Origin of the sequence: Corynebacterium kutscheri (assembly GCF_000980835.1) — a bacterium.
Classification (GTDB): Bacteria; Actinomycetota; Actinomycetes; order Mycobacteriales; family Mycobacteriaceae; genus Corynebacterium; species Corynebacterium kutscheri.
In genome coordinates, this window is the sequence record NZ_CP011312.1 from 1,478,619 (window position 1) to 1,494,100 (window position 15,482).

The 15,482-nt window shown below is 46.4% G+C and carries 14 protein-coding genes; all 14 read right to left on the reverse strand.

Translation table 11 applies throughout. The features are described from left to right. Positions 1 to 174: 174 nt before the first annotated feature. The gene (locus tag UL82_RS06770) at positions 175 to 423 is read right to left on the reverse strand and encodes a hypothetical protein (RefSeq protein ID WP_046439891.1); all 249 of its coding nucleotides are present in this window, start codon (positions 421 to 423) and stop codon (positions 175 to 177) included. 90 nt (positions 424 to 513) lie between these two features. Next, positions 514 to 1,500, reverse strand: a complete 987-nt coding sequence (locus UL82_RS06775; RefSeq protein WP_046439892.1) for a DivIVA domain-containing protein — start codon at positions 1,498 to 1,500, stop codon at positions 514 to 516. Positions 1,501 to 1,850: 350 nt separating this feature from the next. After that, positions 1,851 to 2,147, reverse strand: coding sequence for a YggT family protein (locus tag UL82_RS06785; RefSeq protein ID WP_046439896.1), 297 nt, complete (start codon positions 2,145 to 2,147; stop codon positions 1,851 to 1,853). Positions 2,148 to 2,374: 227 nt separating this feature from the next. Further along, positions 2,375 to 2,806 carry a cell division protein SepF gene (locus tag UL82_RS06790; RefSeq protein ID WP_052735904.1) on the reverse strand — a complete coding sequence of 144 codons (432 nt, stop codon included), beginning with the start codon at positions 2,804 to 2,806 and terminating at the stop codon, positions 2,375 to 2,377. A gap of 112 nt (positions 2,807 to 2,918) precedes the next feature. Next, complete coding sequence (gene pgeF / locus UL82_RS06795) at positions 2,919 to 3,635, reverse strand: peptidoglycan editing factor PgeF (RefSeq protein ID WP_046439897.1); 717 nt, start codon at positions 3,633 to 3,635, stop codon at positions 2,919 to 2,921. Continuing rightward, the gene (ftsZ, locus tag UL82_RS06800; RefSeq protein ID WP_046439899.1) at positions 3,626 to 4,834 is read right to left on the reverse strand and encodes a cell division protein FtsZ; all 1,209 of its coding nucleotides are present in this window, start codon (positions 4,832 to 4,834) and stop codon (positions 3,626 to 3,628) included. The genes pgeF and ftsZ overlap by 10 nt, the downstream gene beginning before the upstream one ends. A gap of 401 nt (positions 4,835 to 5,235) precedes the next feature. Next, on the reverse strand, positions 5,236 to 5,892 hold the full coding sequence (locus tag UL82_RS06805; protein WP_046439901.1) for a cell division protein FtsQ/DivIB: 657 nt from the start codon (positions 5,890 to 5,892) through the stop codon (positions 5,236 to 5,238). Continuing rightward, a complete protein-coding gene (gene murC, locus UL82_RS06810) occupies positions 5,889 to 7,319 on the reverse strand; it encodes a UDP-N-acetylmuramate--L-alanine ligase (RefSeq protein WP_046439903.1) in 1,431 nt (476 codons plus the stop codon). The genes UL82_RS06805 and murC overlap by 4 nt, the downstream gene beginning before the upstream one ends. Position 7,320: 1 nt before the next feature. Next, positions 7,321 to 8,388, reverse strand: a complete 1,068-nt coding sequence (murG, locus tag UL82_RS06815) for an undecaprenyldiphospho-muramoylpentapeptide beta-N-acetylglucosaminyltransferase (protein WP_046439905.1) — start codon at positions 8,386 to 8,388, stop codon at positions 7,321 to 7,323. A gap of 3 nt (positions 8,389 to 8,391) precedes the next feature. Next, positions 8,392 to 9,900, reverse strand: coding sequence for a peptidoglycan glycosyltransferase FtsW (locus UL82_RS06820; RefSeq protein WP_232009536.1), 1,509 nt, complete (start codon positions 9,898 to 9,900; stop codon positions 8,392 to 8,394). A gap of 9 nt (positions 9,901 to 9,909) precedes the next feature. Beyond that, entirely contained in the window at positions 9,910 to 11,316 is a 1,407-nt protein-coding gene (gene murD, locus UL82_RS06825; RefSeq protein WP_046439907.1) for a UDP-N-acetylmuramoyl-L-alanine--D-glutamate ligase, read from the reverse strand. A gap of 12 nt (positions 11,317 to 11,328) precedes the next feature. Continuing rightward, positions 11,329 to 12,429 (reverse strand): phospho-N-acetylmuramoyl-pentapeptide-transferase, encoded by a 1,101-nt coding sequence (gene mraY, locus UL82_RS06830; protein ID WP_046439908.1) that lies wholly within the window; start codon positions 12,427 to 12,429, stop codon positions 11,329 to 11,331. After that, positions 12,426 to 13,934 (reverse strand): UDP-N-acetylmuramoyl-tripeptide--D-alanyl-D-alanine ligase, encoded by a 1,509-nt coding sequence (locus UL82_RS06835; protein ID WP_046439910.1) that lies wholly within the window; start codon positions 13,932 to 13,934, stop codon positions 12,426 to 12,428. Before UL82_RS06835 ends, mraY begins: the two co-directional genes overlap by 4 nt. Further along, the gene (locus UL82_RS06840; RefSeq protein ID WP_046439912.1) at positions 13,931 to 15,436 is read right to left on the reverse strand and encodes a UDP-N-acetylmuramoyl-L-alanyl-D-glutamate--2,6-diaminopimelate ligase; all 1,506 of its coding nucleotides are present in this window, start codon (positions 15,434 to 15,436) and stop codon (positions 13,931 to 13,933) included. The genes UL82_RS06835 and UL82_RS06840 overlap by 4 nt, the downstream gene beginning before the upstream one ends. Between the last annotated feature and the right edge of the window lie 46 nt (positions 15,437 to 15,482).

The window sequence follows — 15,482 nt, forward strand, 5'->3', positions numbered from 1 at the left end:
TGGTAAAAAAATTACCTTCCACTAAAGCTCCACTCGTCTTTATAAGGAGATATCGGTCTTACCCGTTCGGTTCTACTAAAGAAATATGAAAAATTCTTGTTCTTCCGAAGAGCTCCCCAGTGATTGCCGGATCATAGCCCAGATGAAGTTTACTTCACCTTCAGTGAGTATAGCTTAGTTTTCTACTTCACTCGAATTGTTTATTACCGACTCACTAACCTCAGATTCTAATACTTCACCTTTTGTTTCCTTAGCATCTGGACGACGCAAGCAATACTTATCAATAACATCAATAACCAGTATCACTGCTCCAGCAAACACCGAGATCAATAACAACCACTGCCAAATATCATGTGTAGAAGTGACAGCTAACACAAGAAAAACAAAACCCAGTGCCGCTAAACAAAGTGCTGCAATTAACACTGTACGAAGATCTCCTGACACCTTAATGAAAAAGATAAGGCCCCTAGGGCATATTCCTGCCCAAGGGACCTCCTTCTTCAACGAAGTTGATTACTTATTGCCTTCGCTAGGTGAAGCAAGACTACGCGATTCCAACTCTTCTAACTGCGATTGCAAGAGGGTCTTCAAACGAGTACGGTACTCACGTTCAAAGGTACGTAACTCGCTAATACGAGCCTCCAACGCATTCTGCTGCTGTTTAACAGTAGCCATAATCTCGGTGTGCTTCTTCTCAGCGTCTGCCTGCAAAGCGTTGGCTTTATCTTCTGCCATCTTAACCTGAGCAGTAGCGCGTGAGTTAGCCTCACTCAGGGTCTGCTCAGAACGTTTCTCAGCATCAGCAATCAAAGACTTAGCACGCGCATCAGCATCAGCAAGCTGCTTTTGACTCTTAGCGCGAGCATCTTCCAAGGTCAAACGAGCATTAAGTTCAGCTTCATTAACCTGCTTCTCGGCAGCAGTACGCGCCTCGGTAAGCATAGCCTGAGACTCGGCTTGTGCCTCGCTAGTAATCCGATCAGCCATCTCTTGTGCCATGCCCAAAACCTTGGCCGCAGACAGATGAGTATCCGCATTAGCAGATGAATCAGTTGCAGCAACTGCAGCTGGTTGTGCATTAGCAGCATTCGTCGATTGTGCCTTCGCCGCTGCCGCCTCGCGCTTTGCGGTATCTGCTTCTACGCGAGCAGCGCGACGCTCATTTTCAGCTTTTTCAACAGCCCTACGAGCTTCATTAAGCTGTGACTCATACTGAGATTTAAGCGACTCTTCGATCTGCTTACGCAGTGCTTGCTCATCAACCTTGTTGTCAACGTTTGGTGTAGTTACCGCCGGTGCGCCAGAACCAGCCTGCTTGAGCTCGGCCTGAAGCTCTTCAACCTGCTGCGCAAGATCATCGTTTTCTTCACGTAGCTCAGCAATGGTCTCTTCGACCATGTCCAAAAACTGATCCACCTCGTCCTCAGCGTAACCACGCTTACCGATAGGTGGCTTATTAAAAGCGATGTTTCGGACATCAGCCTGGGTCAATTGCGCCATGGGGCTTCTTCCCTTCAAGATTCATCTACATATGGATCATGCGATCCGTCATATGCCAGTTCAACTAATCACAATAACGCACTAGCACTGGTAGGTCATTTCCCACACCGTGTTTTGCATGAAAGCCTCGTGATTTTTTACGCCCACACGACGCTCTAGGAACAAATCTAGCAGCATAAACCGTAATAAGGGTAAATTTTTAGCATCTTTTTGATTACTCAAGTCTAAAGAAAAACTTTTCCTATGACGCATACCACATCTATATGGCACCACCAGTTCTGGTTGGTCTTTATCGGAACTTTCAAAAATTCCTAGCACTCGCCAACTACCCGGTTCTGACCCTATATGCACTAACTATTATAAAACACCTGAGCAATAACCAGCTGAGCTACATACAGAATAAGAAACAGAACCAAAACCGAGACATCTAAAGCTACATTTCCTACCCGCAACGGTGGAATTACTCTCCGCAAAGCCTTCACTGGCGGATCAGTGACTACAAAAAGAGCCTCTGCAAAAATGATAAACCACCGAGGTGGTGTGAAGTTACGCGAAAAAGACTGAATCATTTCAATCAGAACGCGACCAAACAAAATAAACGTATAAATCTGAATAATCAGCAAAAGCAGAATAACGAAATTTGCCACTGTTTTCTTTCTGTTGTTTGTGATTTAAAGCAGGAATAGATAAAACCGCCTCACCTATTAAAGCAGTTCACTGCTCTAAACGGGTGAGACGGTGCTTTTGTTCCACAGTGTACGTGTTACATCGTCATACCGTCATACCAATGCAAAGAACAATCCATCACAACTAGATGTGAAACATACTTCTTAAGCATTTACTGTTATCAGGAACAATTAATGTGATGATGATTTTAGGCAATACCAATACGAGCTTTGATTTCTTCAGTATCAAGAACAGCGCCTTTAGGTGCCAAAACAAAGAAACCTTTAGCTAATTTTTCAAGTTGGCCTTCAAGAGCAAATTTCAAACCAGCAGCAAAATCAACCATACGAGTCATATCCTGGCGTTCTAAACGAGTAATGTCCATAACCACGATATTGCCCTCGCGGAAACTTTCACCAACACGGCGTGCCTCTCGGTAATGTGTCAAAGCAATAGTTTCTAAACGTGGACGAGCAGTAATACGACGCTCCGATTCATAGCGGTGTCCGTAATCCCGCTCGCTGAGATAGTCGCTGTGCACTGGCTCTTCACGATAGTACTCATCGTCTTCGATGTAGTCGGCGACTACGTGCTCATCGCCTAATCCGAAAAAGTTTTTAATGCTGTTTACTGCGGACATTTTTCGAAAAGCTCTCTTTGTAGTGATTGGTATGTTTGTGGAATGAAGATCAACCTACTAGCTGGATAATCGCATAGGTGTAATTCTTCGGCGTGTCGGTTAAAAAATTCTGCTACTGGAGCCAAATAACTCCAGCTTGCCGACCCGTTTTCTGTTCTCGTCGATAAGAGAAAAACTCTGGACTTTCAATTGTGCATCGTGGATCAGAATCAATAGCACGCACACCCAAACCCAATAGCTGCCGGATGATTCCACGACGGATATCGAGCCCATCTGTTCCCTGTTGAGTGCACATATGCGCTCCAGGCAACCGTTTTTCGACATCTAATGCCATCTCACGGGGAACCTCATAGCGCAAACCAGAAGCAGCAGGACCTAAAAGAGCATGAATCTGATGTGGCCGAGCACCCAAAGAAACCATTGTTTCTACAGTTTTACGCACAATTCCATTGCGTGCTCCCATACGTCCTGCATGACAGGCAGCAATAACCCCAGCATCGGTATCGCTGAGCAGCACTGGAACGCAATCAGCGACCAGTACCACAAGTGCTAAACCCTTTGTAGTTGTAACCAAACAATCAGTTGCCTCAACTGCTTGCTGCTGAGGGCGATCAACCACAGTGACATGCGCCGAATGAATTTGTTCCATCCAAACAAATGCCTCTGTCGGTAGTTTCAGAACCTCGGCTAATCGACGTCGATTAGCTGCTACTGCATAAGGGTCATCTCCTACATGATCGCCTAGGTTAAAGCTTTCAAACGGTGGCTGAGAAAAACCACCTGCACGGGTGGTAAATACCTTCCGAACTGGACGTACTGTTACATCCACCCTTCAAGTCCTACATCATCGTCGTCGATTGGCTGACTTTGTGCCTGCCTCGATGAAGTCCCACGATTTTCTTCACGGGTAGTAAACATTCCCGAATGCGAATCACTGTAGCTAGAACGACTCGGTCGATCCGCTGACCAGTTACTTGTTTCCTGCTCGTGTCCACCAAAAAGGCTACGGGTAGGAGCAGGCTCTGGAGTAACACTATCAACCGACTCAGTCGTAGCTGGCGTGCTAGGTGCACTTGCCTGCTGCTGTCCATCAAAACCAGTAGCAATAACAGTAACCCGAACTTCATCACCTAAATTATCGTCGAAAATGGTACCGAAAATCAGGTTGACATCCTCATGAGCAAGATCCTCAATCATGGTCGCAGCTTCATTAACTTCCATGAGGCCAAGATCTGAACCACCAGCAAAAGAAAGCAATACTCCCTTTGCGCCTTCCATTGTGTTTTCCAACAATGGTGAGTTAATTGCCTCTTTAGCGGCCGTAATAACGCGATTATCTCCGCGCGCGGAACCAATACCCATCAATGCAGAACCAGCATCGCTCATTACTGAACGCACGTCGGCAAAGTCCACATTGATAAGACCTGGGATAGTAATAAGATCGGTAATTCCTTGCACACCATTATGCAGCACCTGATCGGCAGCATGGAAAGCTTCGGCCATGGATAAGTTTGCATCACCAAGCTGAAGCAACCGATCGTTAGGGATAACAATCAAGGTATCGCAGACCTCACGCAAGGCTTCGATTCCTTCTAAAGCACGATTAATCCGTTTTTTGCCTTCAAATCGGAATGGCCGAGTAACCACCCCAACGGTCAGCGCGCCCATTTTCTTAGCAATACCAGCAACAACTGGTGCAGCACCGGTACCAGTACCGCCACCTTCACCAGCAGTCACAAACACCATATCTGCGCCTTGAAGCGATTCTTCAATATCTGATTTATGTTCCTCAGCTGACTTACGCCCCACCTCGGGATTCGCCCCAGCGCCTAGACCACGTGTCTCTGCACGACCAATCTCAAGTTTTACATCGGCGTCACAAAACATGAGTGCCTGCGAGTCGGTGTTGATCGCAATAAACTCAACACCCTTCAAACCCTCTTCAATCATCCGGTTAACGGCGTTCACACCGCCGCCACCAACGCCTACAACCTTAATAATGGCGAGGTGGTTATCAGGGGAAGTCATAAGTTGGACTCGCCTTTCGCTTTAAAACAATTTGTCGTTACCTTCAGCACCTTCTTATAACTTCTTCGATAAGCCTTTAAAGTGCTGCACTGCTTTCTATCTTCAATGAAGTTGGGAAAATTTTTCGTATTTTCTTTGCGGCGTGTCTCTACCCTCAACCTCAACTTTAGGGTTTTAACGTGCACAAACATACCTGCTCAAAATTTGATAGCCCTATAGGTAGACACTATATGTCCACTGAGTTTTCACCTCATATTTACTTAAAGCTACCGCTATAGTTTCTTTATCCATAGCTATAATTTTGCACCATCATGCCCACGTATTTTTTTAAAAAAATACGTGCCGAGAAAATTTCCCAGACACGTATATATATATAAAAATTTTTTGCTTCACTCATACATCTAACGCACCGCAATCACCGGTGCTGCACTAACATCTAAAGATTGTTCACCTCGGGTTAACGCCACTCGAAGTGCGATGGCTTTATCATTAAGATTTTCTTCCGAACCCCAATAAACCCGTCGTCCATCATCAAGAATCATAGTTAGCTCATAACTACTCGGAGCAGCTACTTCAACAATTCGCGCAGAAACCATAGGATCCATCGCCTCAAGAGCGGCAAGAACAACCCGGTAAATCTCTGGCGTATCCTGCTCATTACCGCTTACTTTAACCATGCCCGATTCTCGCGCAGCTGTTAAAAAGGGTCGTCCTTGTTCGTCGATAAGCACATCCCCATCAGCAGTTTCCGTGTACAGCCGAACTGTATGCTCTGTGAGTTCAATACTCAACACCCCGTCTATGTGTTTATTCACATTGACACTACTGACCCATGGCAACGCAGAAATAGATTTTGCTACCGCAATGGAATCAACATGGAAAAAATTCTCTCCAATAGATACTCCACTAGCAGTTTCTACTTCCTCAACAAGAGTATGGTTTTGTCCACTTATTTCAAAGGCAGACATCTTCCACAACGGGTAAAACCACGCCGTGACAAAGAAAATCAACGCCACTATCATCGTGGCACCAAGACCTAAGAAAATGCGTTTTTTCATCGCAAACGCTCAAATATTTCTGGTGCAAGTATTGTCACTGATCCAGCTCCCATGGTCATAATAAGATCACCAGGTTGAGCAATAGCTGCTATTCGTTCCGGCACCGCGGAAAAATCAGGTTCGAAAATAACCGGCTTAGTTATGTGCTGGGTAATAATTCGAGAATCTACTCCGGGAACAGGCTGTTCGCGCGCACCAAAAATGTCTAGCACGATTACTTCGTCGGCAAGCGATAATGCGCGAGCAAATTCTTCGGCAAACTCCATTGTTCGCGAGTATAAGTGTGGTTGAAAAGCTACCACTACTCTTCCCATACCTCGAGCACGAATCTTCTCCTGAGCTGCAGTTATAACCGCCTCCACCTCGGTAGGGTGATGTGCATAATCATCGAATATCTCAACCCCAGCGTAATTACCGGTATCAATACGCCCATGAGATTCAAAACGACGACGCACGCCACTAAAAGAATTCACACCTTGAATCAGCTTATCTGTATCTGCGCCGACGAGTACGCCTGCGGTTAATGCAGCCGCAGCATTGAGCACCATATGCTCCCCTGGGATTTTTAGGCTTAGTGTTACCTCACGTTGCTGATCAAGCAGAATTGTCGCAGTGGTTGTCTTAACCCCCGCAGTGATATCAGTAATCACTGTATACGCAATATCTGGATATGCTTGTGCTGCTACAGCAGTGCCATAACCACAAACCCGAACCCGATCTTTCATTCGCTGACCTAATTCAGCAGCGTGGGGATCGTCCAAACACACCACCAATGAACCGGTAGTAGAAATGCGCTCTGCAAAATCCTCAAAGACCTGCATATAGGCCTGTGGAGTTTTGAAAAAATCTAGGTGATCTGGCTCAATATTAGTGATTACTGCAATATCTGGCTGATAACGCAGTAATGAAGCATCAGATTCATCTGCTTCCGCAACAAAACATTGCCCACTTCCTTGGTGCGCATTAGTTCCAGCTTTATTCAGCTGGCCGCCAATCGCGAAACTAGGATCTAAACCTGCTTCTTGTAGCGCTACCACGGCCATCGAGGTGGTTGAAGTTTTACCGTGTGTACCTGCAATCAATACCTGAGTAAAGCCCTGCATAAGCTCACCAAGAAGATCAGAGCGACGAATAATTGGAATCCCACACTCAGCTGCATATACCAACTCAGGATTATCCTTAGGTATCGCCGCAAAAGAGGTCACAACTACACTTGGCAACTCACCGGTTATGCTCAAGTTCTCACGCGCATGCCCAATAGCAATTGTTGCTCCCATAGCTCGAAGAGCAAGTATGGCACGAGAATCTTTCACATCAGAGCCAGAAACCACAAAACCACGAGAAAGCAGAATGCGTGCTACACCTGACATACCGGCACCGCCAATACCGATAAGGTGAACTCGGCTGAGATCAATATTTTCCGTCATATTATTTTCCTTCATTTTTGATAGCAGCCATAATTTTCTCAGCGATAACTCCAGCAACATTATTAAAACCAGTATGCGATAATGCATCACGCATCACCGCTAATCTCTGCGGATCACCAGCTAGCTGACTTACCAAGTCAATAATTGTGGCTGAATTTAGCGATGCATCTGCTACCAGTACTGCTGCTCCAGCTTCAACAACAGCAGCAGCATTAAGCCCTTGTTCGCCATTACCATGTGGAAGAGGGATATACACAGCAGGAATGCCCAAAGCGGAAACCTCAGCAACTGTCATTGCGCCAGAGCGACAAATAATTAAGTCTGCGATGGCATATCCGGCAGCCATATCATCTATATATGGCACAGGCACATATCCTGGTTGTGCTTGAGGAGCTTCATTTTTACGCCCATAGGCATGCACAATTTGAAACCCTTGTTGAAGCAATTCTGGCACGGCTTCAACAATGGCAGTGTTAATCGACTGTGCGCCTTGGCTACCGCCAGTAACCAAAATGGTGGTCTTATCACCTGTTAAGCCAAAAAGCTTTTTGCCGCGTTCGCGTGCAGCTGCAACATCAGCACGCAAGCTATCGCGAATAGGAATACCGACTACTTCACCTTTCATTCCGGAATCTTGGGTGGCGTTGAGGCCAATCCCGCCTAAGCCAACACCGAGCTTATTAGCCATGCCTGCACGCGCATTGGATTCATGAACAAAAAAAGGCAATCGCAAAGATTTAGCTGCTAAATATGCTGGTGCGGAAACATAACCGCCAAAGCCAATAACAGCATCACAACCAAACTCTTTAAAAGTACGTCGCGTTTGAGCAACGGTTTTAAATAAATTCACTGGCAAAGCAAAAAGATCAGCACCAATTTTTCGCGGCACGGGAACCGGATTAATAAGTTTTAACTCAACACCGCGCTCAGGAACGATACGTGATTCTAGTCCCTTAACGGTTCCCAAAGCAGCTACTTCCACGCCATGTTCTTTCAGTGCTTCAGCAACAGCAAGTGCCGGCTCAATATGTCCTGCGGTGCCGCCACCGGCCACAATTACCTTGGTCATGTACTAACGCCTTCCTCGTTGATTGCGCGAATCAGTATATGCAGCACCAGTTCGACGCTGGCGATCAACCCTTTGGTAACTTCCTCTATTCTTATTATTTACCCGTGGCGCACCGGCGCGCTGCGGTGCTGGACGTTGCGGCAATGAACGCGACTGATCTGATGAGGCAGCTCTGATACCACTACGAGGGCCGCGTCGTCTTTCCTCCACGTTATAAATACGTGGTTCGGGAAGAAATAGGAAACGATCAATTGCCGGACGACCATGTGCTGCCATATGCGAAATTGCATCAGGTTGATGGCGTGCGCAGTTTGCCAAAATACCCATCGCACCCAAAGTAATTACCGCAGAAGTACCACCAGCAGAAATCATCGGTAATTGGATGCCAGTAACGGGTAATGCACCAACAACATAACCAATATTGATAAATGCTTGAACAACCACACCTGCGGTTAAGGTAGCCGACATAAGCATGAGAAATTGGGTAGCTGATTTACGCGCGGTATTAATTCCCACCCAACCAAGAATTCCGAATAGCACTACTACCGTACTAGCACCAAAAAATCCTAGTTCTTCACCGATAATGGCATAAATAAAATCATTTTTACTCTCAGGTAGATAAAACCATTTAGCCCGCGATTGGCCAAGGCCAACCCCAAACATAGAGCCATCGGCAAGCGATAAAAACCCTTGGTAAGACTGATAAGCAGAATTATGAACATCAGAAAAATGCCCACGCAAGGCATCGAAATACACTGTGATGCGATCTGAGCGGAAACCGCCTCGTACAAAGAATACGAAGAGGATACCGATCATGCCTAAAACAACACTCATTACAACGAAGAACCAGTTAAGCCCGGCAAAGAAAAGCATGACGGCAGCAACCAGCATAAAGCTCATGGCCATACCGGCATCGCCTTCCATAAAAATAAGCAATGCTAAACCAAGAGCAACCACACCAAAATGCACTAATCGTCGTGTTTCACCAGGACGACCGTCTGAAAGATATTGAGCTCCCCAAATAGCAATAGCCACACGAGCAATTTCTGAAGGTTGGAATCGCACAGCACCTACGTCAATCCACGACTGGGAACCAACTTCTTGCTTACCGGTACCAATACCGGGAATAAGCACAGCGATAAGCAAAATAATCGAGATAATTAATAACCACGGTGCTAATCGACGTATGGTACGCGGACTCATCCGCATAGCCATCCACATGGTGAAAAGACCTAAAACAACCATAATGGTTTGGCGTAACGCAGTGCTCCACACTGTTGCACCATCAGCAACAGACCAGGTCATTGATGCGCTCATTACCATAACTACACCAATAAGCGTCAGCGATACCACGCAAATCAGGATCATGTAGTAATTACTCAGCGGACGTGAGAAAAAATCTTTTAGCCGCTCAGAAATAACTTTACGTAGTTGGGCAAACGTCACCGTATTGGGTTTAGCTATACGCGGTTGAGCCGGCTGTTGCATCCGCGATGCAGTGGAGTTCGACATGATAACTGATCAGTCCTCTCTTGTGCTCTCGAAGCAAAGATATTTTTTAATAGCGTCAGCAAAAAGATCACCGCGTTGAGCCATACCGGTATACATATCCAGACTAGCTGCTGCAGGCGCAAGCACAATTGCATCTCCAGCACTCGCTTGTGAGACAGCAAATTCTACGACCTCATTCATCGCTAATACCGGATCAGTTTCCTGCGTTACCTGTATTTTCACATGCGGTGCATTATCAGCAAGCGCTTGTGCAATCTTTAACGCATCTACACCTAGCAATGCTGCAGCTTTTATGTGCTGAGCATGACGACGTATTACCTCGCTGACATCAGCGCCTTTAAGCTGACCACCAGCAATCCACACAATCGACTTAAACCCACCTAGCGCAGAATCAGCTGCATGCGGATTAGTTGCCTTCGAGTTATCTACCGCAACGATCCCACGGTACGTTGCTACTACTTGCCCGCGATGCCCAGCAACGCTAAACGTAGCCAAGGCACGTTGAATTGCTTCTGGGCTTACCCCGGCAACTAGTGCTGCTGCAGCAGCTGCAGTTGCATCAGCAATTCCAGCGGGTCCGTGCGGTTGAATATTTGTTGCTGGGGCAATACGTACTGCTTTATTTCGCTTATCGACGATCCACTGCTTACTAACACCAACTTCACCAGCATCCGGCTCACCTAAGGTATAAAAAATAACCTCATGATCTTTAGCTAACTCTTTTACTAGGTCATCGTCTTTACTAGCAATCGCAGTTGCTGCCGAAAATACCTTTGCTTTTGCTGCCGCATACTCGTTAAAACTGCCGTGCCAATCAATATGATCTTCGGCCAAATTAAGAAATACACCGATTTCAGGGCGCAATGTTGTTGTCCAGTGCAGTTGGAAACTAGATAACTCGGCTACCAAAATGTCTACTCGATGAGTACCAATCAGTGCATCAGCAATAGCTACCCCAATATTTCCTACTGCTGCAGCAGCATAACCAGCTTCATTAAGCATGGCCGCCAACATGGCGGTAGTTGTGGTTTTACCATTAGTACCAGTAACTACTATCCATCTACGTTTATTGCCAAATACCTCATCCTGATCGAGTCGCCAACATAGTTCCACATCACCAATAACTTCTAACCCCGCTTCCAAAGCAGCACGAAGTAGTGGCGCATCGGGGCGCCAACCTGGTGAAGTAACCACAAGCCCATAAGAATTAAAAAGGGCACGGTTAGTTAATAAATCTTCTTCACACACCGTGATGATGCCAAGTTCAGCTTCAATCTGTGCCAACGCCTCCCGGTTGGCATCAGCTAGTGTTACCGGAATACCGATCTGCTTAAGTAACCCGACAATTCCTCGTCCGGTTACTCCGGCACCGGTAACCAACACTGGACAAGAAATATCTTTTATAGGCACAGTCATAAAGCCACTCCTTTATGCACCTACTGCAGAAAGCCAGTCAGCATAAAAAATTGACGCACCAATGAGCGCCGCTACTGCTGCGGTAAGCCAGAAGCGAATAACCACAGTTGTTTCTGCCCAGCCACCATTTTCAAAATGATGGTGAATAGGTGCCATACGGAAAACACGAATCCCTTTTGTGCGGAAACCAATGACCTGAATAACAACACTGGCTGCTTCTAGCACAAACAGAGCACCAATAATGATCATCAATAATTCGGTACGCGAGGAAACAGAAAGTCCTGCTACTAAACCGCCTAATGCAAGCGAACCGGTATCACCCATAAAAATCTTAGCTGGAGCTGCATTCCACCATAAAAATCCTAAACAAGCACCCAAACCAGCAGCGGCAAGCACTGCTAGATCTAGTGGATCGCGGACGTTATAACAACCTGGTGCAGCACCTTCAGAACAAGAGTTTCGAAACTGCCAAAAAGTGATTAACGCATAGGCACCCATAACAATGGCTGTAGTACCAGCGGCTAACCCGTCAAGTCCGTCGGTAAGGTTCACCGCGTTCGACCATGCGGAGATAAGGATATACATAAAAAACAAGAAGACAATAATGCCAATAATCCCGCCGCCGACGGCAATATCGATGGTGTCAATATCACGTAAAAAGCTTAACGAGGTGGAGCCGGGGGTTAAACCTTCTTCATCGGGAAATTGCAGAATAAGAAAACCAAAGAGAAGCGCAATAGCTAGCTGACCAATAAGTTTTGCCCGCTTATTCAACCCAAGGTTTCGTCCCTTGTACAGTTTAATAAAGTCGTCGGCAAAGCCTAATCCACCTAGGGATAGCATAAGGCTAAGCACTAATACGCCAGAAGCAGTAAATCCCTGGTTATCACTAATTTCACCGTAGATCCCTACCACGATATAAGCCACAGTTATACCTGAGAGGATAGCTAATCCACCCATCGTTGGTGTGCCTCGCTTACGCAAGTGCGATTTAGGTCCTTCCTCACGGATTTCTTGGCCAATGCCTTGTCTACTAAACAGACGAATGAGCACTGGTGTGGTAAAAATCGACACCAATAGCCCGATTGCACCGGCAAGAATAATCTGGGTCATGACTTATTCACCTTTTGTTCTGTAGTACTTTGCGTACCGTTTTCCAACTCATCTGCTTCAATAAGTTGTGTTGCTACTTCCCATAATTTATAGGAATTCGACGCTTTCACTAGCACCGCATCGCCCGATTGCATCATCGGTCGCAAAATTGCAGTTGCCGTCGTTGCATCCGCAACCTTATGCACGGTAATTTTTAACTTCTGAGCCTGCCGATACATCGCCATGGCATTGTCATGGTTGCCAACCACAATAAGGTGATTAATACCGGTGTCTACTAAACGATCAATTAATATTTCGTGCTCATGTATCTCATTTATGCCAGCTTCGGCCATTGGCCCTAATACTGCCCAACTAGTTTTACCCGTCGAAGTCATATCACGAAGCGCATGAAAACCTGCCGTCATTGATTCCATATTGGCGTTATAGGCGTCATCGATAATAATTGCCCCAGTGGAAAGCTCATGAGTATCCATACGGTGTGCAGAAACTATCTGATAACTAGATAAAGCAGGAGCAATATTTTCTAGTTTCAACCCGGCCGCTAATCCAGCACCCACCGCAGCTAAAGCATTAGAAACTTGATGCAGCCCAGCAACTTGTAGGCATATCTTGGCTTCTTGTGCACCGTAGTGCACAGTAAACGATGCTCGCGCGCGCGAGTCAAGAACAATATTTTTCGCAGTAATTTCTGCTCCATATGGGTTGTCTTGCTGCGTCGAAAAGCTCAATACCTGTGCACTAGTGCGGCTGCTCATAGCGCGAACATATTCATCATCGGCATTTAATACTGCCACTCCTTGTGGTGGAAGCGCTTCTACTAATTCTGCCTTAGCTTGGGCAATAATCTCACGGGAGCCAAATTCGCTAAGGTGCGCACTGCCGACGTTAAGCACCACTGCAATTTCTGGTGGAGCAATCTCTGCTAAATGTGCCACATGGCCAATGCCACGTGCGGACATCTCGGCCACTAAAAACTGGGTATCCCGAGTACATTTTAAAGCGGTATATGGATGGCCAATTTCATTATTCATTGAACCTGGCGGAGCGATAGTTTCACCAGCAGCAGCAAATACGCTAGCCATCATGTCTTTAGTGGAGGTTTTACCTGCCGAACCGGTTACCCCAATAACTCGAAGACCAGTGCTTTTAAGCTCATCAACAACATATCTAGCTAAAAGACCCAAGGCATAGACAACACTAGCTACTGCCCCAGAATTATCACCTGCGATTAAATAACTATTTTCGCTATCAACAAGCTGTGTTTTAGGAACTACAACGCATGGTGCACCAACATCTTTAAAAGCCAAGGTACCCGCTGCGGGAGTACTCGCGGCAAAATCATGACCATCAACCCGATTACCAGCAATCGCGACAAAAAGTCCGTCAGGTTCAACGCGGCGAGAATCAAATTCAACGCCAGCGGTCACATATTTATCCGCGGCATGTGCTGGAACTACTTCCCCACCAGTGACTGCAGCTATGTGGCCAAGAGTCATAGGAATCATTGGCTTATCCTTTGCAGCGCTGCCTGTACCTCTTCACGGTCATCAAAATGGTGATTGACACCAGCAATCAATTGGCCAACCTCATGTCCTTTACCCGCAACAATTACTGCATCACCAGGTTGTGCCCAAGAAATCGCCGCCGCAATTGCTTTTCGACGATCCCCTATCTCTGCAATCTCTACTTCGGGTCTTTCCTGCTGAATAGCGTATGCACCAGCAAGTACTGCTTGTCGAATAACCGCAGGGTCTTCGCTACGCGGATTATCATCAGTAACAATAACCAGATCTGCACGACGCACAGATTCCGCTCCCATAATGGGGCGTTTTGCTGCGTCTCGATCGCCACCAGCACCTATAACTATGCCAATACGACCTGATATTTGATTACGAATAGTCTCAAGCACTGCTGCAATCGCCGCCGGCTTGTGGGCATAATCAACCACAGCTAAAAATTCCTGACCAGCATCAATGCGCTGCATACGACCAGGCACTGAAACCTGACTCATACCATCAATGACAGCCGACATATCAACACCAATATTTTCGGCAATGGCCAGTGCCAAACTGGCATTAGCCACGTTAAAAATCCCAGGAAGTGGCAATACAACGTGGTAATCCTTATTGCCGGCACGTAACTGAAAACTCTGTGCCCCAGTGGGATCGCTTTCGATCGCATGAGCAATAACATCACCATGGTTGTTAGTTGTAGAAACGCGAATCGGGTTAATGGCACGCTGCGCCATTTTCTCGCCCCAAGGATCATCAACACAAATAACCGAAGTCTGTGCTCGTTTATCTGATGTGGGTTCGAAAAATAATGCCTTAGCTGCAAAGTATTCTTCCATTGTGGAATGAAAATCAAGATGATCTTGGCTAAGGTTGGTAAACCCAGCAACCTTAAAGTGGGTTCCTACGGTACGTCCCAAGCTCAGTGCATGACTAGATACTTCCATGACCACGTGGGTTACTCCGTCGTTAAGCATACGAGCAAAAAGAGCTTGTAGTGTAGGTGCTTCTGGGGTAGTCAGTTGAGTAGGAACGGGTTTTCCATTAATTCGAGTACCGGTGGTTCCGATCAAACCCACACTATAACCGGCAGCTATAAGACCAGTTTCGAGCAAATAGCTGGTAGTAGTTTTTCCGCTTGTTCCTGTAATACCAATAATGGTCATTTTTTCTGACGGATGGTCATAGACTTCTGCTGCTACATAACCTAGTACCGCTCGAATATCGGCTACTTCAAGAATCGGCCGGGTTTCTCCTAATTCGCGCAGAATTTTTGTGCCTTCCGCATCACTAAGAATGGCTGCTGCGGCTGTCGAACCAGCATAATGCGCACCATGGTTTCGGGTACCAGGAAGCGCTGCAAAAAGTCCACCTTCAGGAAGCTGTCTAGAGTCTAAACCAATAGCGCTAATTGGTATCTCCTCGGCCAAGCGCACCTCAGCGGCGTGAAGCGTTGCCTGAATAAGTGTGCTGATCTGCCCAACAGTAGTGGACATAAAGCCTCCTTCTAGTAAAGCATCTTGTCATTTATTACCCGTGAAT